This window comes from Streptomyces sp. CA-181903 (genome assembly GCF_050937075.1).
In the GTDB taxonomy this organism is placed as follows: domain Bacteria; phylum Actinomycetota; class Actinomycetes; order Streptomycetales; family Streptomycetaceae; genus Streptomyces.
Window position 1 is genome coordinate 35,559 of record NZ_JBNJLY010000001.1, and the last position, 20,830, is coordinate 56,388.

General features: G+C 73.3%; 15 protein-coding genes and 3 pseudogenes. 11 read left to right on the forward strand and 7 right to left on the reverse strand.

The window, feature by feature from the left end:
* Window positions 1–516: 516 nt before the first annotated feature.
* From ACQEVS_RS00195 to ACQEVS_RS00205, 3 genes are all read left to right on the forward strand, one after another.
* A complete protein-coding gene (locus ACQEVS_RS00195; RefSeq protein ID WP_433013331.1) occupies window positions 517–1,935 on the forward strand; it encodes a family 43 glycosylhydrolase in 1,419 nt (472 codons plus the stop codon).
* A gap of 577 nt (window positions 1,936–2,512) precedes the next feature.
* A complete protein-coding gene (locus ACQEVS_RS00200; RefSeq protein WP_433013334.1) occupies window positions 2,513–2,872 on the forward strand; it encodes a hypothetical protein in 360 nt (119 codons plus the stop codon).
* A complete protein-coding gene (locus tag ACQEVS_RS00205) occupies window positions 2,869–3,798 on the forward strand; it encodes an anti-sigma factor RsbA family regulatory protein (protein WP_433013337.1) in 930 nt (309 codons plus the stop codon). Before ACQEVS_RS00200 ends, ACQEVS_RS00205 begins: the two co-directional genes overlap by 4 nt.
* A 282-nt stretch (window positions 3,799–4,080) precedes the next feature.
* On the opposite strand, the gene ACQEVS_RS00210 is transcribed toward ACQEVS_RS00205, so the two are convergent.
* The 3 genes and pseudogenes from ACQEVS_RS00210 to lanKC form a co-directional block, all read right to left on the reverse strand.
* Window positions 4,081–6,033 carry an NB-ARC domain-containing protein gene (locus ACQEVS_RS00210; RefSeq protein ID WP_433013340.1) on the reverse strand — a complete coding sequence of 651 codons (1,953 nt, stop codon included), beginning with the start codon at window positions 6,031–6,033 and terminating at the stop codon, window positions 4,081–4,083.
* A gap of 296 nt (window positions 6,034–6,329) precedes the next feature.
* A pseudogene (locus tag ACQEVS_RS00215) lies at window positions 6,330–6,953 on the reverse strand (AfsR/SARP family transcriptional regulator); the annotation flags it as partial.
* Between the two features lie 388 nt (window positions 6,954–7,341).
* Entirely contained in the window at window positions 7,342–9,888 is a 2,547-nt protein-coding gene (gene lanKC / locus ACQEVS_RS00220) for a class III lanthionine synthetase LanKC (protein WP_433013343.1), read from the reverse strand.
* Window positions 9,889–10,120: 232 nt separating this feature from the next.
* Between lanKC and ACQEVS_RS00225 the strand changes: the two genes are divergently transcribed.
* The 3 genes and pseudogenes from ACQEVS_RS00225 to ACQEVS_RS00235 form a co-directional block, all read left to right on the forward strand.
* Window positions 10,121–10,522 (forward strand): DUF4258 domain-containing protein, encoded by a 402-nt coding sequence (locus ACQEVS_RS00225; protein WP_433013346.1) that lies wholly within the window; start codon window positions 10,121–10,123, stop codon window positions 10,520–10,522.
* 15 nt (window positions 10,523–10,537) lie between these two features.
* Window positions 10,538–12,127, forward strand: coding sequence for a BTAD domain-containing putative transcriptional regulator (locus tag ACQEVS_RS00230; protein ID WP_433013349.1), 1,590 nt, complete (start codon window positions 10,538–10,540; stop codon window positions 12,125–12,127).
* A gap of 65 nt (window positions 12,128–12,192) precedes the next feature.
* Window positions 12,193–12,297 (forward strand): annotated as a pseudogene (locus tag ACQEVS_RS00235) (IS630 family transposase); the annotation flags it as partial.
* A gap of 7 nt (window positions 12,298–12,304) precedes the next feature.
* Here ACQEVS_RS00235 and ACQEVS_RS00240 read toward each other — a convergent pair.
* Both ACQEVS_RS00240 and ACQEVS_RS00245 read right to left on the reverse strand, forming a co-directional pair.
* Window positions 12,305–12,766, reverse strand: a complete 462-nt coding sequence (locus ACQEVS_RS00240) for a DUF4279 domain-containing protein (RefSeq protein WP_433013352.1) — start codon at window positions 12,764–12,766, stop codon at window positions 12,305–12,307.
* A 97-nt stretch (window positions 12,767–12,863) separates the two neighbouring features.
* Window positions 12,864–13,550: a TetR/AcrR family transcriptional regulator gene (locus ACQEVS_RS00245; RefSeq protein ID WP_433013355.1), complete on the reverse strand. Its 687-nt coding sequence runs from the start codon at window positions 13,548–13,550 to the stop codon at window positions 12,864–12,866.
* A 113-nt stretch (window positions 13,551–13,663) separates the two neighbouring features.
* On the opposite strand from ACQEVS_RS00245, the gene ACQEVS_RS00250 reads away from it, so the two are divergent.
* Window positions 13,664–14,461: a hypothetical protein gene (locus ACQEVS_RS00250; RefSeq protein WP_433027135.1), complete on the forward strand. Its 798-nt coding sequence runs from the start codon at window positions 13,664–13,666 to the stop codon at window positions 14,459–14,461.
* A 472-nt stretch (window positions 14,462–14,933) separates the two neighbouring features.
* A complete protein-coding gene (locus ACQEVS_RS00255) occupies window positions 14,934–16,106 on the forward strand; it encodes a carboxylate-amine ligase (protein WP_433013358.1) in 1,173 nt (390 codons plus the stop codon).
* Window positions 16,107–16,345: 239 nt separating this feature from the next.
* Here the strand turns inward: ACQEVS_RS00255 and ACQEVS_RS00260 are convergent.
* Window positions 16,346–16,651: pseudogene (locus ACQEVS_RS00260) on the reverse strand (aldo/keto reductase); the annotation flags it as partial.
* A gap of 108 nt (window positions 16,652–16,759) precedes the next feature.
* Window positions 16,760–17,674 carry a LysR family transcriptional regulator gene (locus ACQEVS_RS00265; RefSeq protein WP_433027138.1) on the reverse strand — a complete coding sequence of 305 codons (915 nt, stop codon included), beginning with the start codon at window positions 17,672–17,674 and terminating at the stop codon, window positions 16,760–16,762.
* A gap of 218 nt (window positions 17,675–17,892) precedes the next feature.
* Between ACQEVS_RS00265 and ACQEVS_RS00270 the strand changes: the two genes are divergently transcribed.
* The 3 genes from ACQEVS_RS00270 (at window position 17,893) to ACQEVS_RS00280 (ending at window position 20,813) form a co-directional block, all read left to right on the forward strand.
* Window positions 17,893–18,783 (forward strand): 3-hydroxyacyl-CoA dehydrogenase NAD-binding domain-containing protein, encoded by an 891-nt coding sequence (locus tag ACQEVS_RS00270; protein WP_433013361.1) that lies wholly within the window; start codon window positions 17,893–17,895, stop codon window positions 18,781–18,783.
* Between the two features lie 66 nt (window positions 18,784–18,849).
* On the forward strand, window positions 18,850–19,770 hold the full coding sequence (locus tag ACQEVS_RS00275; RefSeq protein ID WP_433013364.1) for a hypothetical protein: 921 nt from the start codon (window positions 18,850–18,852) through the stop codon (window positions 19,768–19,770).
* A 134-nt stretch (window positions 19,771–19,904) separates the two neighbouring features.
* Window positions 19,905–20,813: a 3-hydroxyacyl-CoA dehydrogenase family protein gene (locus tag ACQEVS_RS00280; RefSeq protein ID WP_433013367.1), complete on the forward strand. Its 909-nt coding sequence runs from the start codon at window positions 19,905–19,907 to the stop codon at window positions 20,811–20,813.
* The last annotated feature ends 17 nt before the right edge of the window (window positions 20,814–20,830 follow it).

Consider the following 20,830-nt stretch of genomic DNA (forward strand, 5'->3'; position numbering starts at 1 on the left):
GATCGGCGCGGGGCCCTTCACTCACGTCTACGATCCGTCCACCCCCGGGCGCAGGCGCTATCTCAACGACCACACCCTGATCAAGACGGCGGGCCGGTGGCACCTGTTCAGCATCGTCGGGGCGAGCGCGGCTGACGGCCAGTCACCGGACAGCGGCGCGGAGGTGTCCTTCGCCCACGCCTCCGCACCGGACCTGTCCGGGCCGTGGACCACACACGCCGACGCGCTGACCGTCGACCCGTCGTACTTCGGCGAGGAACACCTGTGGGCGCCGTACGTCGTCGAGGCGGACGGCACGTACTGGATGTTCTACGCCGCCGGCGGGCGGGACGGTGCCGCGATCGATCTGGCCACCTCCACCGACCTGTTCACCTGGAGGCGCCTGCCCACGGGCCCGCTGTTCCGGGGCCTGGTGGCGCGGGACCCCATGGTGCTGCGCATCGGCGACGAGTGGGTGATGTACTACACCGAGGTCTTTGGGGGCTCCGGGCCCCCGGTCAGGAGGGCCGGCACGTCGTGGCATGCCGGCGGTCCCTCGACCTCGTGCACTGGGGCCCGCAGGCCGTCGCCTTCACCGACGCGACCACGACGGCGACGCTGTCCATCACCGAGTCGCCCTTCGTCGTCGAGCGCGACGGCTGGTACCACCTGTTCGTCGGGCCACGCAACGGCTACGACGGCACGGACGTGTTCGCCTCCCGCGACCCGTTCCGCTTCGGCATCGACGGTTACGCCGGTCACGTACCCGGCCACGCGGTGGAGGTGGTCACCGACGGGCAGCAGTGGTACGCCAGCGCCGCCGGCTGGTTCCAGCAGGGGCTGTACGTGGCCCCTCTGCTCCGGCGGGACACGCCACCGCCCTGGCAGAGCCCGGACAATCCCGTGGCCGGTCCGGACGTCGAGGGCCGGCTGACGGTGTTCGCGCTGTCGGCGGGCGACCGCTCGCCGATGCGGCGGGTCCTGCTCGACGCGCGGTCGGGTGAGCAGGGCACGTGGTCGGCGTGGGAGTCGTTCGGCGGGCCCGCCGGGGCGGTTCCCACGCTCGGCCGCAACGCCGACGGCACGCTGGTGGTGTTCTCCCTCGACCCGGGCGGCGCCGGCCTGCACCACCGGGTGCAGCGGCCCGACGGCGGCTGGTACGAGTGGGACGGGTTCGGCGGTCCCGCGGGTGCCGCGCCGGCCGTCGCGCGCGACGCCGACGGACGGCTGGAGGTGTTCGCGCTCAGCCCGGGCGGCACCGGCATCGCCCGCCGGCGGCAGTCGGCGCCCGGTTCGTTGACGTGGGAGGCGTGGGACGCCGGCTTCGGCGGGCCGGTGGGCGCCCCGCCCGTCGTGGCCGCCAACGCCGACGGACGGCTGGAGGTCTTCGCCCTCGCGCCCGGCGGCGCGGAGATCCTCCACCGGTGGCAGGAGACGCCGGGCGGGGCGTGGTCACCGTGGCAGCGCTTCGGCACGGCGGCCGGCTGCGCGCCCCGGGTGGCACGGGACGGCAGCGGCCGGCTCACGGTCACGGCCATGGCCCCGTCCGGGGTGGCGGCGTTCCAGCGGCGTCAGACTGTGCCGAGCGGCGGCTGGGACGACTGGCAGCCGCTGTTCGGCTGGACGGCCACGGCCCCGGTGCTCGCCCCCGGCGCCGACGGCCGGCTGGAGGCGTTCGTCCTGTCCCCCGGCGGCGCCCGGCTGGCCCACCGCTGGCAGACGGCCCCAGGCGGCAGCTGGGCCTCCGGGGACGACTTCGGCGAGCCCGGCGTCCGGCTCGCCGCCCCGCCGACGGCGGCGGCCGATGCCACGGGACGCATCCATGTCCTGGCCGTCACCACGGAGGGCCTCATCCGCACCCGGGTCCAGGATCGCCCCGGCGGCGGCTGGCGCCCGTGGACCGGCTTCGGCGACCGCGCGGTCGCCCCGATCCGGTCGGGCAGCCCGGCCTGGTAGGTCACGCGCCGCACAGGAAGCCGGAGCGAGGGCCGGGCGTCGCCGTGATCCCTGCGCCGGCCTGGACGGTCGCGCGCTGCCGGACAGCCGCCCTGGGCACGGGCGACCGGCGGGCAGGGCGGCGACGTGCCGGTCCGGGGCGGTGCACCGGTAGCCGCGCGGGACCCGGGAGTTGAGGGCCCAGGGCCGTCCGCCGGTGCCGCCGTCGCATACCGCGCCACTGGCCATCCGCCGCCCGGGGGCCGCCCGCCGCAGCAGGGCGTGCGGCCGCTCACCGTCCTCTGCGCGGGACAGGCATTCCACCGGCGGCAGACCGCCGACGGTGCGGGGTGAGGGGACGACGGCGTTCACCCGAAGGCATTCCTTTTCCGGGCGGGGTCAGGCGGTCGTGTGCCGGGCGGTCCGCGCCTCCTTCCGTCGGCCGGCCCGCGGTCGTTCCCCTCCGGTTCCCGGGCGGTCGCTTCGTCCGGTGGGCCGCTGCGTAGACTGCCTGGCTGAGGGGACCTTCCCCTCCGCCCGCGCCGTGTCGAAGCCGGGGGACGGCAGGCGGCCGGCGGACGTCGTAAGGAGACCGAGGGTGGAGACCCCACACGCGGTGAGCGGGCCCGGCGGCCCGGCGGGGCCCGCGCGGGCCGCGTTGGAGGTGGGCCCGTTGCCCGGCCGCCCAGGGATACGCGCCAGAGGCGAGATCAGCGTGATCACCCGCCCGTCCTGGGAGGCGGCCCTGACCGAGCTGGCCCGGCGGCACGGCGACGTGTCGTACGTGGAGCTGTCGGGGGCGGAGTTCCTCGACGTGGGCGGGGTGACGGCGCTCGCGGTCACGGCCCTGCGCCTGCCCGCCGGAAGGATCGTGGTGGAGCACCCGCCACCCCACGTACCGCGGGTGCTGGAGATGTTCTGGCCGGGACTGCGGCGGATCGAGGTGGTACCGCGATGAGCACGACGGCCGTCGACGAGACGTTCGAGCACCCGGCGCTGTTCTACCGCACGGAGGAGGAGTACACCGAGCAGACGCTCTCCTTCGTGCGCGAGGGACTGGCCGCCGGTGAACCGGTGGCGGTCGCCGTCCCCGGCCCCAACCTGGAACTGATCAGGGCAGGGCTGGGGGCGGACGGCGAGGGCCTGCTGTTCCTGGACATGACCGAGGCCGGGCGCAACCCCGGCCGGATCATCCCGCGCGTGCTGCGGGGATTCGCCGACGCGCACCCCACCGGACGGGTGCGGATCATCGGCGAGCCGATCTGGGCGGGCCGCAGCGCGGTGGAGTACCCGGCGTGCGCGCAGCACGAGGCGCTGATCAACGCCGCGTTCGCGGGCCGGGAGGCGACGATCCTGTGCCCCTACGACGAGGCGCGGCTGGACGAGGAGGTCCTGGCCGACGCGCGGGTCACCCACCCCACCGTCATCACCGGCGGGCGTACCGAGTTCAGCGCCGCCTACGACTGGGAGGCGGTCGTCGCCCGGTACAACGAGGAGCTGCCGGCCGTGCCGCACGCCGCGGTCTTCTCCTTCGGCGCCGGGGACCTGTCCGCCGTCCGGACGTTCGCCGTCGCCGAGGCGGCGCGGTGGGGACTGGCGGGCCCGCGGCTGATCGACGCGGAGCTGGCCGTCGCCGAGCTGACGACCAACAGCGTGATCCACGGCGGCGGCCGGGGAACACTGGCGATCTGGTCCGAGGCGGGACAGGTCGTGTGCGAGGTCCGCGACGCCGGACGGCTGACCGATCCCCTCGCCGGCCGCAGGCCACCGGAGCCCGGGCAGCTCGGCGGGCGGGGGCTGATGCTGGTCCACTACGTGTCGGACCTCGTACGGCTGTACACCGGCGACGACGGCACCACCGTGCGGTTCTACCTCGCTCTGTGAGGCACCAGCGAGAGCCGGGGCGGCCGTTTCCCGCGGACAGCCGCCCCCGGCCGGGCAAGCCGGGACGACGGTGATCGCCTGACGCCCCGCCGTATCGGTTCGACGGGGGCAGCCCGCGAGGGTGCGGGCTGCCGGGGGCTTGGAGGGTTGGCTGAGAAGTTCGACGGCGGCGCGGGTGCCGTCGTTCGACGTTGGCGTACGTGCCGACGTTGCCGTTGTTCCAGCTGATGAGCACGTGGCTTTGCCCTCAAGGACCGGGGAGACCGCGCAAGCCCAGGGGGTTCACAAGCCGGCCAGGAGCTCCTTCGCCTCGGCCGCCTCCGGTGCGCCGGCGGAGACCAGGAGTTCCACCGCCTCCGTCAGCCGCTCCCGGGCCAGGTCGCGCTCACCGGCCGCGGCGAGGCCGCTGCCCAGGAGGCGGAGCGTGCGCGCCTCCGCGGCGCGCCAGCCGAGCCGGCGGGCGGCGGCCAGGGCCCGTTCGCCGCACTCCACGGCTTCCCGGGGGCGGTTGCCGGCCAGCAGGGCGGTGGTCTCCGACACGGCGTTCAGCACTTCGAAGGCGGGGTAGCCGCGGCCCGCTCCCAGCGCCGCGCTCCGCCGGTGCCGGGCGACCGACTCGTCGATCCGTCCCAGGTGCCGGGCCACCACCCCCAGGTGGTACAGCGCGTACGCCTCCCCGTAGTGATCCTCCGACGCACGAGCCGTCTCCAGGGCGATCCGAGCCGTCTCGGCCGCCTCCTCCGCCCGTCCCAGCCGCAGCAGCGGACCGACGCTGTTCAGCCGGGCGTTGCGGGCACCCCAGGTGTTGCCGCACGCCTCGCCGGCGGCGATCGCCCGGCGGTATCCGGCCTCGGCCCGTTCCCACTCGGCGAGGTACTGGCACACCAGGGCCTGACGGGTGAGCACTTCGGTGCGCACGGCCTCGTCCCCCACGGTCCGCGTCGCCAGTTCGGCGTCGTGGAGCGCCTTCTCGGCCTCGTCGAACCTGCCCAACTGGGTCAGGGCGCTGCCGAGCAGGTATCCGACGCGGCCCGCCGCCCGCAGATGCCCCTGTTCCCCGGCGGTGTCCAGGATCGCGCGGGCCGGGGAGACCAGGGAGTCCCACAGGAACGAGCCGTCCAGCGACGGTTCGAGGGCGAGCACCAGATCGGCGACCGGGCCGATCGCCGAAGGGACGGCGCGCAGCGTCTGCTCGGCGACCGCCAGTACGGCGGCCGGCGCGGGCAGGGGCGGTCCCTCCCCGTCGTCCGGCGGGAGCGCGGAGGGCCGGAGGAGGCCGGCGACCGGGTGGCCCGGGCGGTGCCGGGTGTAGGCGGCGCGGGCGCGGGCCAGGAAGTGGTCCACGAGCCGGGTGAGGGCCGCCGCCCGCTCCTCGGGCCGGTCCTCCTCCCCCGAACGCGCTGCCGCGAACTCGCGGAGCAGGTCGTGGTAGCGGTAGACGTCCGGGGCCGGTGTCTCCAGCAGTCCGAGGTCGGCCATCCGCTCCAGGTACCGCCCGGCGTCGGCCGGCGGCAGGCCGGCGAGCGCCGCCGCGCCCGCGGTGTCGGCGGTGGCCTGCCGGGGTATCGCCAGGAGCCGGAACAGCCGGGCCTCCTCCGCGCCGAGCAGGTCGTAACTGAGCTGGAAACAGGCGGCCGGCCCGTTCTCGGCGCCGGCGGGCGTGTCCATGATCCAGCGGGACCCGTCGAGCAGGCGGACCATGTCGGACAGGGCCCACGCGGGCCGCGCCACCAGCCGCGATCCGGTGAGCCGCAGGGCCAGCGGTAACCCTCCGCAGCGAGCGGCCAGTGCCGCGGCGGCCTCCGGCTCGGCCGCCACCCGCTCGGTTCCGGCGATCCGGCCCAGCAGCGTCAGCGCCTTTTCCCCGGGCAGCACGTCGAGCCGCAACCGGGGTGCGGCGGGCAACTCCGGGAGGGTGCCGCGGCTGGTGACCAGTACCGCGCAGCCCGCCGAACCGGGCAGCAGCGCCTCGATCTGGGCGTAGTCCCGGGCGTCGTCGAGGAGCAGCAGGACACGCCGGCCCGCCAGCCTGGACCGGAAGAGGCAGGCGCGCCCTTCCCGGTCGTCGGGGATCGCGGAAGGCGCCACGCCGAGCGCCCACAGGAAGCCGGCCAGCACCGCGGCCGGGTCCGCGGGGTCCTCCCGCACGCCCCGGAGCGCGGCGTAGAGCTGCCCGTCGGGGAAGTGCCCGCGCAGCCGCTGGGCCGCGTGCACGGCGAGCGTGGTCTTGCCCACGCCCCCATTCCGCTGACGGCGGCGACCGCCACCCGCTCGGCGCCCGCCGGCGCCAGCGCGTCGAGCAGCGCGCGCAGTTCCTCCTGGCGGCCGGTGAAGTCGCCCGGGACGTACGGAAGCTGGGCGGGTGGGGGCAGCGCTACGGCGGCGGGGGCCGTGCTCGCCGCCGGTTGGACCCCTGCCGGCCGGACGGTGCCCGAGACCCGGGCGGCCTCGCCCCGGCCGGGGCTGTGCGGGACGGACCCGTCCCGTACGGCCGCGTCCTGAACGGCCCCGCCCCGTCCGTCTCCGTCCCGTCCGCTGTGCGCCAGCGCCGTGCCGATGAGCGTCTTCAGCCGTCCGTCGTGGGGGTATTCCTCGCACAGCCCGGTCAGTTCGGGAACGAGCCGGGCGTGGCGCCCCAGCCGCAGGTCGAGTTCGATCCGCTCCAGCAGGACGGACAGCCGGAGCTCCGACAGGCGCCTGCGGTGGATGCGGGCGTGCGGGCCGGGGAGTCCCGCCAGGGGAACCCCCCGCCACAGGGACAGCGCCCGCGCCAGCGATTCCGCCGCGGGTCCCGGCCCGTCGGCCGGGAGCAGCGCGCGGGCCCGGTCCACCTGCTCCTCGAACGCTGCGAGGTCGAGGGTGCCGCGTCCGAGCCGCAAGGTGTAGGACTGACCGTGAGTGGTGATCGCCGCTCCGAGCTCGCGGCGCAGCCGGTGGACGTAGAGCCGTACGGTGCCCACCGCGGCACGCGGCGGTTCCTCGCCCCACAGGCCGTCGACCAACTCGTCGAGCCCGACGGCCGCGTCGCGCCGCAGCAGCAATATGGCGAGCAGCGCCCGCTGCTGCGGCGGCCCGAGGGGGAGCAAGACGTCCCCTCGCCGCGCCTCGACCGTCCCCAGCACGGTGTAACACGGCTCGGCCGGTATGCCGCTCATCGGTGTTCGCTCCCCGTCCCCTGGCTGTGCGGCCGTGGCGGACGGCCGGGGGCGGAACTGTACCAAGTGGACTTTCAGGGCGACGGGGGGAGGTGGCCGGGGCCGCGCTGCCGGCCGCACCGGCCGGACATACGACAGGACAGGCCGCGGGGCCTGAACCCCGCGGCCTGTCACGGCCCCTGAGGGGCCCTCACCATCCGTCCTGGCGGGCCACGTCACCCGCCCGCGACTCAGATGGTGATGTGGCACTGGAAGCTGGCGGAGCTGCCGAGCAGCACCTCGCCCTCCTCGTGGTTCTCCAGCTGCTGGAGGCTGAGAATGGACATGGAAATCACCTCCTTCCTATCCGTCAGGGGGGTTACGCCGGCCGGGATCGGCGCGGCGGGCTTCAGGCGGCGGTGGCCGGTGCCGGTCCGCCGAGCAGGGGACGCAGAGGGTCGGTGCGGCGCTGGGCGGCGTCCAGCGCCAGGAGGACGCCGGCCGATCCCGTCGCGAGGTCCATCGAGAGCCGGACCAGGTGCTCCCCGGGGAACGCGAGGCCGTCGCCCCGGGGGACGGCGTGCCGCCAGACGTCGCGCAGATGGTCCTGGAGCGCGGCGTCGTCGGCGTCGCCCCGGCCGGCGACCGCGAGGAAGTACAGCAGGCCCGCTCGGCCGTCGAGCAGACCGGGGAACACGGTGAACCGGCAGCGCGCCGCCGTGCGGATCGCGTCGAGGGCGTCGGCCAGGCCGGCGTCGGGGCGGTGCTTCAGGAAGGCCGCCAGGGCCAGTCCGATGCCGGTCGATCCCGTGCCGAGGTAGAGCACGGACCGCCGGCCGTCGTCGACCTGAAGGGACCCGTCGACGGTCACGCACTGTCCGAGGTCGCGGCGCAGCGCCTCCTCCGCCAGGTCGAGGCAGCCGGTGTCGCCGGTCCGTTCGTGGAGGCGGACGAGGAACAGGGCGGATCCCGCCGCCCCGGTCGTCAAGCCCGCGCCCGGGCGCGCTCCGGCCGGGCGGGCGAGCGCGGCCTCGACGCGGCCGGCGATGCGGCGGGCGTGGTCGAGGTAGCCTCCGTCGCCGCTGCGGGCGTGGAACCCCAGGGCGGCCAGACCGGTGCCGGGCAGCCCGGTCAGCAGGCCGAGACTGGTGGGTTCGGCGGTACGGGACAGGGCCCGGCCCATGATGTCGGCGGCCGCGTCGCGCCGCCCCAGGAGGTCGAGGACGGTGGCCGCCCCGCTCGAACCGTTGAACAGGCCGACGGGCGCGGCGGCGATGTTCCGCAGGGTCGCGGTGGCCAGCCAGTCGGTCCACGCGGGATCGACGGCGTGGCCGGTGACGTGTAGGGCGTACAGGACGCCCGCGGCGCCGTGGGCGAGGCCCGTGCCGCCTCCCTCGCGCGATCCCTCGGGGTCGTTCGGGAAGAGGCGGTCGCTCCGTCCGGGAGTGGCCGAGGCGGTGAGCGCGGCCACGAGCCGCGCCCGGTTCTCCTCCCCGTCCGCACCCGCCGGGCGCGGCCGGCACGCCGGCCGCGCGGACGTTCCGGCGATCGTCGCCATGGCGCGGGCGGCGTCGCTCGCGTAGCCGGCGGGCAGGGGGTAGCGCTCGTGCGCCCACCGGGCGAGCTGTTCGGGCTTGGCCGGGTCGAGGGCCGCCAGGGCGCCCAGCGGTATGAACTGGCCCAGCCGCAGGGCGGCGAGGCCGTAGGCGTCGACGTCGGTACCGGTGACGTGGGCGGGCGCCGCGAATCCGGGTGCGCCCAGCAGGCCGGTGCGCGGCTCGCCCACCGGATGGGCCGCCTCCAGGTCGACGAACGCGACGGTGTCGTCGGGGCGCACGATGACGTTGTTCGGGTGCAGGTCGCCGAGGACGATCCCGGCCCGGTGGACGGCGGCGGTGGCCGCGGTGACCCGGTCGAGGACGCCGAGCGCCCAGCGCGTGTACTCCTCGTACGCGTCCGGGGCGGCGCCGGGACGAATCAGCGGCAGGCGCAGCACGGTGGCCTTGGCCAGGGGGTCGCCGTCGATGTGCTCCTGGACCAGGAAGTGGTGCTCCCAGTAGGTCTCGTAGCCCAGCACGCGCGGTACGAGGCCGGTGCCGGCGAGCGCGGTGAGCATGCGGTGCTCCCGCCGCAGCCGGGCGACGGCGTCGAGCCCTTCCGCGTCGAGCCCGGCGAGCGGCCGTGCCTCCTTCAGCACGACCAGGTCGCCGCTCCCCGGGTCCTTGGCCAGGTAGACGCCGCCTCCGTTGGAGAAGTGCAGCGGGCGCACGATCTCGTACGGCAGGTCGGCACGGCTGCTCACCGCGAACCGTTCGATCCGGTCCCGGACGAAGTCGGGGACCGGTGCCCAGCCGGGAGGGGTGAACGCGGCCGTACGCGGGTCGGCCACCGGCGTTCCGTCCGGCCGGAGGACGGCCATGACGGGAGCGTCGCCCCCGTCGGGGGCCCACCGCGCGGCGAAGGCGCCGTAGCGTACGAAGACCGGGCTGCTGTCGCTCCAGCGCAGGTCGGACAGGATGTAGGGACCGCGCTGTCCGTCCAGCGCCGCCGTCAGCCCGTCCAGGAGCGCCTTCAGTTCCCCGTCGTCCGCGGGGTAGACCGTGATGAACTTCCCGGACGAACCGCGGTGGGCGTTCTTGGAGTTGAACACCGCCAACAGGTGCGCACTGCGCAGGTACTTGAAGGCGGTGCGGTGCGCGGCGCAGACGGCGGCGGCCGCGTCCAGGACGCCCTGGGCGGCGTCGCCCGCGGCCGAGACGTGGATCTTCCAGCCCTGCGGCGGCAGCCGCCGGCCGAAGAACACCCGCACCCACACGTCCTCGTCGTCCTCCGACCGGACGCCGTCACCCACCGCCGGCGGAACCCAGCGGGAACCCTCGTCCCTGATGCGGTGCGGTGCGTCGAAGAACACCGGGTCGGCGAGGCAGTACGCCTCCATTTGGGCCGGATTCATCATGTTCCCTCCTCCCCCGCACATGCGGTCCTGCCGGCGACCGGGCGGCTGAACCGCCGGTCCCGCCGGACATGGGCACCACCTTGCGGTGGCCCGGTCCACGCCCGATTAGCGCACGGTTACCACCGCAGGCACCCCTTGCTGATCGCCCGCTCATCACACGTGGACCGGCACCGGCGACCTTGATCGCGGCGGCCGGCGAGCCGCCCACCCGGCAACGGAAAGGGAACACACCATGAAAAGCCCGAACACCCCGCAGCGCCTTCGACTCCTGGCCCTCGGCCTGCTCACCGCGGCGATGGCGGCCGTGACCGGCCCGGCCCTGGCCGCACCGGCGGTCCTGCCCCCGCCCACCCGCGGAGGACACGAGACGACCCAGCGCTGCTACTCGGACGTAGCACCGAGCCGCTACGACCGGATCACCAACCACGCCCGGCAGCGGATGAGCGAGCGGGGGATCAGCGAGGACGAGCTCGCGAACGGCGTCCGCATCGGCGCCAGGTCCGCCACGTGCCAGCAGAACGGCAACTGGCGCTACACGCTCGGCATGGCCAACGGCCAGCTGACCGTCATCATCGGTCTCGGTGAGGGAGGCTGGAACGTCATCACCGTCTTCTGGAAGGGCGAGAGCGACTAGCAGGGGGAGGAGCACATGGAGCCTGACGTCCGCCTGTTGGGGGCGGTCGGTGTGCGGCTCCGGGGACGGTGGGCCCGGCCGGGCCCACCGCGGCAGCAGGCGGTCCTCGCCATGCTGCTGCTGCGCCGGGGACGGCCGGTCACCGTGGACGAGCTGATCGACGGCGTCTGGGGGCAGGACGCCCCCGCCCGCGCGGTGCGCGGCGTCCGCACCTACGCGTGGGCGCTGCGCGCGCTGCTCGAACCCGGCCGTGCCCCCCGCGAGCCGGCCGGCCTCCTCCTCTCCGACGGCGACGGTTACGCGCTGCGGGTGCCGCCCGACACCGTGGACGCCCACCTGTTCGAGCGGCACCTGCGCACCGCCCGTGAGGCCCGTGAACGGGGGGACGCCGCCTCGGCCCACGGCGCGCTGGGCGACGCCCTGGCCCTGTGGGGCGGCGAGCCGCTCGCCGGCGTGCCGGGACCGCACGCCGAGGGTCAGCGCACCCGGCTGCTCCGCCTGCGGATCGAGGCCCAGGAGCGGTATTTCGACCACGCCCTCGACCTGGGGATGCACGGCAGGGCGGTCCCGGAGCTGTCCGCGCTCACCGAGGAGCATCCGCTCAACGAGTGCTTCCGCGGCCTGCTGATGCGCGCCCTGGACGGCTGCGGACGGCGGGCCGAGGCCCTGGAGGTGTACGCCGGCACGCGCCGGCTGCTCGCCGCGGAACTCGGCGTTCCGCCCGGCCGTGAACTGGCCGCCCTCCACGCGCGGCTGACCACCGGCGAGCGGCGGCCCGTCGCCGCCCCGACCGCCTCCCCCGCTCCGCACGGGTCGCTCGCACGGGGCGGGGACGACACGGACCGGGCGTGTGGGGGCCGGGAGTTCCCGGGTCACGGGACGGTCCTCGACGCGCTGGAAGCCGTGCTCACCGAGCCCCGGGACCACGACGTGCCGGTCGCGGTGGTGACGGGCCCCGGCGGGGCGGGGAAGACGGCGCTCGCGACGCGTCTGGCGCACCGCGTCGCCGCCGCCTTCCCGGACGGCCGGGTACACGTCGACCTGCGCGGTTCACGAGCCGGGCGGATCGACCCGGGCGACGTCCTGGCGCGGCTCCTCCGGACCCTGGGGGTGCCGGCCGGGGACACCCCCGCGCAGACCGGGCAACGGGCCGCGCTGTACCGGTCCTTGCTCGCCGGGCGACGCGTCCTCGTCGTCCTGGACGACGCCCTCGACGCGGCGCAGGTCGGCCCCCTGCTGCCCGGCTCGCCCGGCTCCGCCGTCGTGATCACGGCCCGCGGCCGCGCGCTCGTCCTGCCCGGCGCGGTGCACAGGGAGCTTCCGCCACGGCAACCGCCCGCGACGAGATCGGCGGCTGTGACGGCGCCGGCCGGCGAGATGATGCCGGTCGCTGGGATGACGCCGGCCGCCGCCGGGCTCGCGTCCGGCCTGGCCCACGCCCTCGACTCGCTCGCCCGGAGCGGAGAACCGGACCTGCCGATCGAGCGGATCGCCGCGCTGCTGCGCACCGGCCGGGAGGAAGCGGAACGCATCGCCGAGTCCCTGGTGGACGCCGGACTGCTGGACACCCCCGCCTACGGCAGATACCGCCTCAAGGGCGGGTAGGGGCCCACCCGGGACGGCGTAGGCCCCGCACGGCATGGCACCGCGCAACCGCCGAGGAACCACGCCGGGCCCCGGTCGTACGGGTGAGGGGCCGGGGCTCCGGGCGGGTGTCGACGGCGGGCATGGGCTGCTGCAAGCCGGGCGATCGGCCCCGGCTGATCTACGCGATCCCGATCTTCATGCGGACACGTCGGCCGTGACTGGTCCGGGCGGATAGAGGTCGAGCACGACGTCCAGCCCGAGTGCGCCGACCTCGGCGAGCAGGCGTGCGGGCAGGACACAGCCTCCCTGACCGTTCTCGCTGCCGAAACCGAGACACAGCTCCAGGTCGCAGTCGGCGGACAGGCTCGCCAACTCCTCGCGACGCCCGTCGACGAGTTCGACCAGCGCTCGCACATGGTCCGTGAGCTCGCTGTCATCAGACAGTCCGCTTTCCCTGATCCAGACGCTGGTCTCGCGTCGAGCGCCGGCCGGATTGCGGGGACTCATCAGGCTGTCCCGCTCGAACTGCTGGTCCGCCGTGATCCCCAGGCGATCCGAGATCTCGCCGGCAGTGACCGTGCGGCTCGTGATCCGGATCGACCCGACCGACCACTTCGTGACCGGCGCGGCCGGCCGCATCCTCACGTTCTTTGGCACGTCCTCACGATCGCAGGACAACTGACGGGATACCAACTCATTTCCGCAGGTCCGAGGCGCGTCTGAGGCCGGCGCAATCGACATCACGAGTTCAGGCTCAGTAGCTTTTCCCGGCCGGTTCTTCAGCGGGCGATTCTTCAGCGGCCGGTTCTTCGGCGGGCGGTCGGATCAGCGTCCCGATGCCGGCGCAGAGCAGCTTCAGGCTGCGGGTGAACTTCTCGTCCGGTCCATGGGCGGCCGCGGCGGTCGTTGTCCGGGGGAAGTTTCGGTGGAGGGCGGCGATGGCCTCGGCGGTGACCGGCATCTCGGGTGGCTCGCTCTGCTCTTGGAGCACGTAGCCGGTGACGTGGCTGAGTACGGTGTCGGCGGCGGTGCCGCGGTGTTCCGGGGGCACGCCGGCCTCGGCGAGGGTGGTGAGCAGCCGTTCCATCAGCGAAAGTGCGCCGGGGCTGAGGGTTTTCGGGCTGCCGGCGAGCAGGATCGCCCCGCCGGGGTGCTGTCGGATGCTCTGCCTCAGGGCGGCGGCCTGTGCCGTGACCCGTGCCGGCCAGTCTGCCTGCGCGGGCAGTGCGGCCAGGGCGGCGGTGCCGGCCTCGTATGCGTGTCCAGCCACCCGGTCGGCCATCAGCTGGAGCAGTGCGGTCTTGCTGGGCACGTGGTAGTAGAGGCTGCCGGCGTGCACGTCGAGGTGGTCCGCGACCTGGCGCATGGAGAAGCCGTGGTAGCCGGTCCGGGCGAACACCGCCATGCCCGCGTCGATGATCAGGTCTGCGGTCAGCTTCACGGCCGCAGTCTAGCGAGCCGTACCAGTTTTCAAACGCCGTTCGAAAAAGCCCTGGGGCCGCGCTACTGTCATGATCAGCACAATCGCACACGACTCGGAGGGGGGTGGTGACGATGGACATCCTGCTGTTCAACGTGACCACGGCGGCACTGATGGTGCTGATGTTCAACGGCGGTCTGGCCCTGGTCGGCCGGAGCACACTGAGTCGGCGGCGGATCCCCTGGGCCGGCGTCGGCCTGACCTCCCTCGCACTCGCCGGTGTGGCCCTCCAGCTCTGCTGGCCGGGGGCGATGGACGCGCTCGACGCGGACCCGTCGAAGTCCGGCTGGTGGCGTGTGGTCACCTCGGTCTTCATGCAGAACGGCGGCTTCGGCGGGGTGGCCTGGAACATCGCCACCCTCGCCGCCGTCGCGGCCCTCGCCGACTGGTTCTGGGGTGCGCCGCTGACCCTCGGCCTGTTCACCGCGGGCATCCTGCTGCCGGAGCAGATCGACAAACTGTGGGGCCAGACCTCCCACAGCACCGACCCCCGCAACTTCGCCGGCAGCTCCGGTGCCACCTACTTCCTGGGCGCGACGCTGGCCGCGGCCCTGCTGCTTCGCGGCGGCGCCGACGAGAACTCGGGCAAGGCCGCGGAGAAGGGGTTCGACGACGAGAGCGCGGGCCATGGCACGGCCGCCCGCAACAACCGGCTGCTGGCGCTCGGCGTGCCGGTGCTCGGGCTGGCGATGTGGTTCGCGCAGGAGAACGGGCACGGGCTAGTCTCCTGCTACGGCTTCGCCCTCGGCGCACTCGCCTGCGCCGCCTTCCGCACCGTCCTGCACCCGGACCGCGACCTGCGGCAGCCGCCGCGCACGACGGTCGCCTCGCTGACCGGGCTCATCGGCCGACGGTCCCGCAGCGCCGGCTAGCACTGGCCGGCAGTACGGGCACGGCGGCGCGGGTCCTGCGGTCGTCGATCGCCTGCCGCAGTTGGCCGAACAGGGGCGTGCCACTCTTCGGCGAGGCGCTCCAGGCGCTGTGACAGCCATGCAACGGGACTACTCCAGGACGGCGGCCGCGGACTGTTCGCGTTCGGGCAGGCCGATCGCTCAAGGCGGCGGCACAGCGATTCCACTGTGTCCACGGACTTTGTGCACCGGGTGTCGGCGAGCCGGCGGACGAGCTTCTCGCTCGTCGGCCGCTCCACCGTGCCGGAGACGGTGCCGACGGCCGTCGGACGGTCAAGGGGCCGGGCGCGGACGTACGGCGTGAGTGAATGATCCGCTCGGCGGCCGCGGTTCGCAGCCCTTCGGCCGTCATCGCGCAGTCGGCGAGGGCGAACCACGAAGGGCATCGCGCCCGCGGTCGGCTTCGCCGGCTGATTCAGGTGATGCTGGAGCGGTGACGACTGATTGGGGTGGCGCCGCCACCGTCGCAGACGATGATCAGCCAACGGTGGGGGTGGAAGAGGAGTACTTCCTCATCGATCCTGTGACGCGCCTGGTGGTTCCCGGCGGCCCGGGGGTCGCCGCGCGCGCTGCCGAGGCTGTGGGGGATCTTGTCGCCAAGGAGTTCGCGGAGTGCCAGGTCGAGGGGCGTACGCCGCCGTGCCGGACAGCCGGTGAGGTCCGCCGTCACCTGACGCGAGTGCGCGGGGCGCTGGCGGCCGCGGCGTGCGCCGAGGGGGTCGCCCTGTGTGCGTCGGGTACGGCGGTGCTCGGTGACGACGGGCCGGCTCACGTGGGCGACCATCCGCGTTACCAGGCCGGCCGGGAACAGTACCGCATGATGATGGACGACTTCACCGTCAGCGCGCTCCACGTCCACGTGCACCTCCCCGACCGCGAGCTGGCTGTTCTGACGGTCAACCATCTGCGGCCCTGGATTCCGCTGCTCATCGCGCTATGCGCCAATTCGCCCTTTCACCGGGGTCGTGACACCGGATATGCCAGTTGGCGCTCGGTCATCAGGAGCCGTTTTCCGTGTCTGGGGCCGCCGCCGTACGCGGCGTCGGTGGAGGAGCACGACCGGCTCGCTGTCGCGATCGCTGATACGGGGGCGATGCTCGAACCCGGCATGCCGTTCTGGGACCTACGCCCTCACCCCAGGCTGCCCACGGTGGAGATCCGCTGTATGGACGTGCTGCGGGACGTCGACGATGCCGTGGCTGTCACCGTGCTGCTGCGGGGCCTGGTCGTCACCGCCGCCGCACTGGCCCGGCTGGGTGATCCGGGTCCGGCCTGGAACAGCGAAGTGCTCCGGGCCGCTTGCTGGCGGGCCGCTCGGGACGGCTTCAGCGGCAGTGGTTTCGACGCCCTGTCGGGCCGCGTGAGGCCGGTGACGGAGCTTGCCGACGAGGCGGTGCGGCATGTCCGCCCGGTGCTGGAGCGGTATGGGGACCTCCAAGAGGTCACAGGATTCGTGCGACGGCTGGCGCAGTACGGGGACGGCGCCCGTTGGCAGCGCGCGTGGGCAGACGATGGCGGGCCGACAAGGGTAGTGGACCAACTGGCGCGGGCTACGGCCGGTCTCCCCTGCTCGCCCGGCAAGCTCAGCGGGCCGCGAGGGTGGTGACCAGCGCGTCTTCGTAGGCCGGCCGGGCGCGACTCTCGGAACTCGGACACAGGTTCTGCGCCGCCAGCGCCTTGGTGAGCTGCCGGTCGGCACCGGCCGTGCCGCAGGAACATGCAGTGACTTCTCAGCGACGGTGCGGAACGCCTCGACCACCTGAGCCGGGAGCAGCCGGCCACCGGCCGGAGTGGAGAACACCGGCCTCTGGGTCCGCGTGCCGGCGAGCTGCCGGAGGGCGTCGGCCGTCCCACCCCCAGCTCGGCGGCCTTCTTCAGGATGGTGGCCGAGAGGCCCCGCAATTGTGGATGAGCGCCCCCCTTGGTGGCGATGCCGAGGCCCGAGCGGTTGCCGCGCGCGGCCGTCCAGGTGCCGATGACGCTCTCGGACTCACCGCCGGAACGGCCCTCCACCCACACCGAGGAGGCGTCGGCGGTGTCGATGAAGTTGTCACCGGCCTCCCAGTAGGCGTCGAGGACGGCGAAGGACGCCGCCGTGTCGACCGTCCAGCCGAAGACGTTGCCGCGCAGCACGAGGGGTGACACGCGCAGTGATCGAGATGGTCTTCCTGTCGTGCCCCCACCGACGCGGGACGGATGGACCGTGCGACCCGGACCGTGGCACGGCGCTTCGCGGCACTCCTCCCCCGGAACTGGCGCTCAGCGGCCTGTGGCGTGCAAGGCGGTGGCCATGTCCAGGAGGCGGATCACGGCCGCGTCGGCGTCAGGGCGGCGGATGGCGTACACGGCGGTGTCGAGGTAGCCGGTCCGCCCCCGGAGGGGGATGAGACACACGCCGTCGACGGTCAGCTCGCGCATGCCCTCGGGCGCGAGGCTGACGCACAAGCCCGCGCCGACGTAGCTGAACAGGCCGCTGAGGTCGTCGGCGATCGCTATCCCGCGGGGGGCGAATCCCGCCTCCCGGCAGGCGACTTGGAGTTGCTCCGCGAGAGCGGGCAGCACGGTCGGGTCGGGCAGCACGAAGTCCTCGTCCGCCAGCTCGGCCAGGTCGATCCCGGTCGCCCCGGCCAGTCGGTGATCGCGCGGCACGGCGGCGGCGATCCGCTCAGTGGCGATGACCGTGCTGATGAGGTCGTCGGTGAGTCGTGCCGGATCACGGACGAAGCCGAGGTCGAGGGTTCCGCCTCGGACCTGGTCGATGACACCGGCCGAGGAGTCGTGCTGAAGGTGGACGCGGAGTCCGGGGAGCTGTTCGGCCGCCGCGCGCAGCATGGGGGGCAGGTACAGGTGGCTCAGGAGGCTGACGTAGCCGACCCTGACGCCTCCTTCCATACCGGAGGCGACCCTCCGGGCTCGCGCGACCGCGGCGGTCTGCAGATCGAGCAGCCGCTGTGCGTCGGTGGCGAAGACCTTCCCGGCCGCGGTCGGACGGACGCCACCCGGGCCGCGGTCGAACAGGCGCGCGCCCACGACCCGCTCCAGCCGCTGGATCGACTGGCTGAGCGGCGGCTGGCTCATGCCGAGCCGCTCGGCGGCCCGGCCGAAGTGCTTCTCCTGCGCCACCACCAGGAACTGTTCCAGCAGTCGCCGCGAGAGGTTGATATCGCTATCCATATCAGTCACTACCAGATCATATATTGGACAGACCTGGCATGGCGGGTGTCCACTCTGTAGTGCGACAAGTTCGCTGAAACGGACGGCCCGTTCGTGGTCGTTCCGCTCGGCCGGAATTGCCGCCCGCCCCCCGCTCCGTCTTTTCTCCTGAGTTTTTCTCCTGAGCGCAGAGCTGGGGCTCAAATCTGTCGTTCTTCGCCATTCCTGTGGAGTGCTCTGTGGCAGTCGTGACGATCGTCGGTGCCGGGGTCATCGGTATCTCCTGGGCCCGTCTGTTCCATGCGGGCGGCTGGGAGGTGCGCGTCAGCGATCCGCGGCCCGACTTGGACGAATTGGTGACACGCGAACTGGCGGGCGTACCGGTGACGACCACTGGCGACCTGGCCGCCGCGGCGACGGGGGCGGACTTCGTCCAGGAAGCCGGGCCGGAACGGATCGAGGTCAAAAAAGAGGTGTTCGCCATATTGGCCGCGCACACGCGCGACGACGTGGTGCTGGCCTCGTCCTCCTCATCCCTGCTGCCCTCACTCATCGCGCAGGACAATCCGGCGGCCGACCGGATGGTGGTCGGCCACCCGTTCAACCCGCCGGAGCTGATGCCGCTGGTGGAAGTGGTGCCGGGCCCGCGGACCGCCGCGCACACCGTCGAGCGGGCGATCGAGGTCTACCGCGAGCTCGGCAAGCTCCCGATTCGGTTGAAGAAGGAGATTCCCGGGTTCGTCGGCAACCGCCTCCAGAAGGTTTTCAACGACCAGTCCATCCACCTGGTGCAGCAGGGCGTCATCGACGTGAAGGACCTCGACGACCTGGTCCGGGCCTCGCTCGGGCTGCGCTGGGCCGTGACGGGACCGTTCGAGAGCGGCGCCTTGGGCGGCGGACCGGCCGGCATGCGCCATCTCATGGAACACGTCGGTTCACAGATGGCCTTCGAAGACGGCCGTCCGGACCCGGCCCGGATGGACGAGGTCCTCGACGCCGTCGAGGAGACCTACGGCACCGGCGAGTCGGCCTACGAACGCCTCGTCCGGCGGCGCGACGGCCGCACCCGCGCCGTCCTGGGCCCGCTGGGCTGGACGGAAGCCGCGTCCGGGGACGGCGGCCAGGGATGACCGGCGGCCCCGCCCGGCGCAGAAGCCGGGACAGATCGACAAGCACCGAGAACGAGGAAGACCGCCATGCCGAAAGAACTGCTCGCACTGCAGGTCATACCCGGAAAAATCCTGCGGGTGAGCCTTCCGGACGGCCGGGTGCGCACGCTCCTCGACGATGCCGGGGCCGCACCGGACGGCATCGTCGTGGAATCCGGAACCGCCTACTGGACCACCATGGGTACCCCGGTGGTCGATCCCGGCAGGCCCGGTGAAGCAGGCCAGGACTTCTCCCGGCGCAACGGCGGCGTCCACGCCGTAAGCCTCGACGGCGGGCCACGACGCGACGTGCTCCCGAGCGGGGCGCTGACCACCGGCAAGCAGCTGACCTCCGACGGCGCCGGCACGCTGTACTGGGGCGACCGCGAGGGCCACCGGATCAGCCGGGTCCGGGTCGACGGCAGCGGCCTGACCGTCCTGGTGGTCAACCCCGCCGAGGACGAGATCATGGGCGAATGCGTCGGCGTGGCGGTCGATCCCGCCCGCGGACACCTGTACTGGAGCCAGAAGGGACCGGCCAAGGGCGGCAAAGGCCGTATCTTCCGCGCGGGCCTTGAGATCCCGGCCGGTCAGACCGCCGAGAACCGCTCCGACATCGAGGTCCTCTGGGACGGGCTGCCCGAGCCGATCGACCTGCACCTCGACGGCGACTGGCTGTACTGGACCGACCGGGGCGCCGCGCCCGCCGGCAACACGCTCAACCGCGCACCCGTTCCGGCCACCGCGGCGGCGGGTCAGGCGCCTGAGATTCTTGCCGGCGGGTTCGAGGAGGCGATCGGCCTCGCCGTCGACGGTGACGCGGGCATCGCCTACGTCTCCGACCTCTACGGTCACATCCGCGCCGTCCCCCTGCCGGACGGCCCCGCTTCCGGACAGGACCCGTATGAGGTCGTCGCCCTGCCTTACCCGCTGACCGGACTGTGCCTGCTGGACCCCCATCCAGTGTGACGCCCCCGAAGTCGATGCCGCACCAGGGCGGTACACCCGTGCCCCGCGTACGGCGCACGTCACCGCTCCGGCCGGCACGCCTGCCCCGACCCTGCGACGCTCCCCCGCCCACGACAGAAAGCACCGGAACAGAAATGGCCTTCACCCTCCCCACCGACATCCGCAACCGGCCCGTCGCCGTCATAGGCGCCGGCACCCTCGGCCGCCGCATCGCCTTGATGTTCGCGACGCAGGGTGGCCTGGTGCGGATTTACGACAAGTCGCGGCAGTCGGGCGAGGCGGCCCGCTCCTACGTCGAGCAGCACGTGGCCGAGGTCGCGGCAGGAATCGAGGGCGGGGCTGCGGGCAGGGTCGCCGTCACCGACGATCTGACGGAGGCGGTGCTGGATTGCTGGCTGGTGGTGGAGGCCGTGCCGGAACGACTCGACCTCAAAAAGGAGATCTTCGGTCAGCTCGACGGAGCGGCGCCGTCGGATGCCATTGTGGCCAGCAATTCCTCCTCGTACGCCACCAGCGAGTTCATCGACCGGGTCCAACATCCCGAGCGCGTGCTCAACATGCACTTCTACATGCCGCCGCACCAGAACGCGGTCGACCTCATGTCCGACGGGCACACCGACCCGGGAATCTTCGACCTGCTCAAGCGTGAACTTCCGCGCTTCGGGGTCTTCCCGTTCGTGGCGCACAAGGAGTCCACGGGCTTCATCTTCAACCGCATCTGGGCCGCCATCAAGCGTGAGGCGCTGGAGGTCGTGGCCGAAGGAGTCTCCACGCCCGAGGACGTGGACGGGATGTGGAAGATCAACACAGGGCTCGATGCCGGCCCGTTCCGGATGATGGACCAAGTCGGCCTCGACGTCGTCCTGGACATCGAGAACCACTACGCGCAGGAATCTCCCCATCTGCCCGCAGGGCCCAGGGAGTTGCTGAAGGAGTACGTCGATCAGGGGCACCTGGGTGTGAAGACCGGCCGGGGCTTCTACACCTACGAGTCCCCGAGCGTCGGGACGACAGGTATTCGGCCGCAGCAAGCAGAGGCGTAGTCAGCCGTTTTCACCGG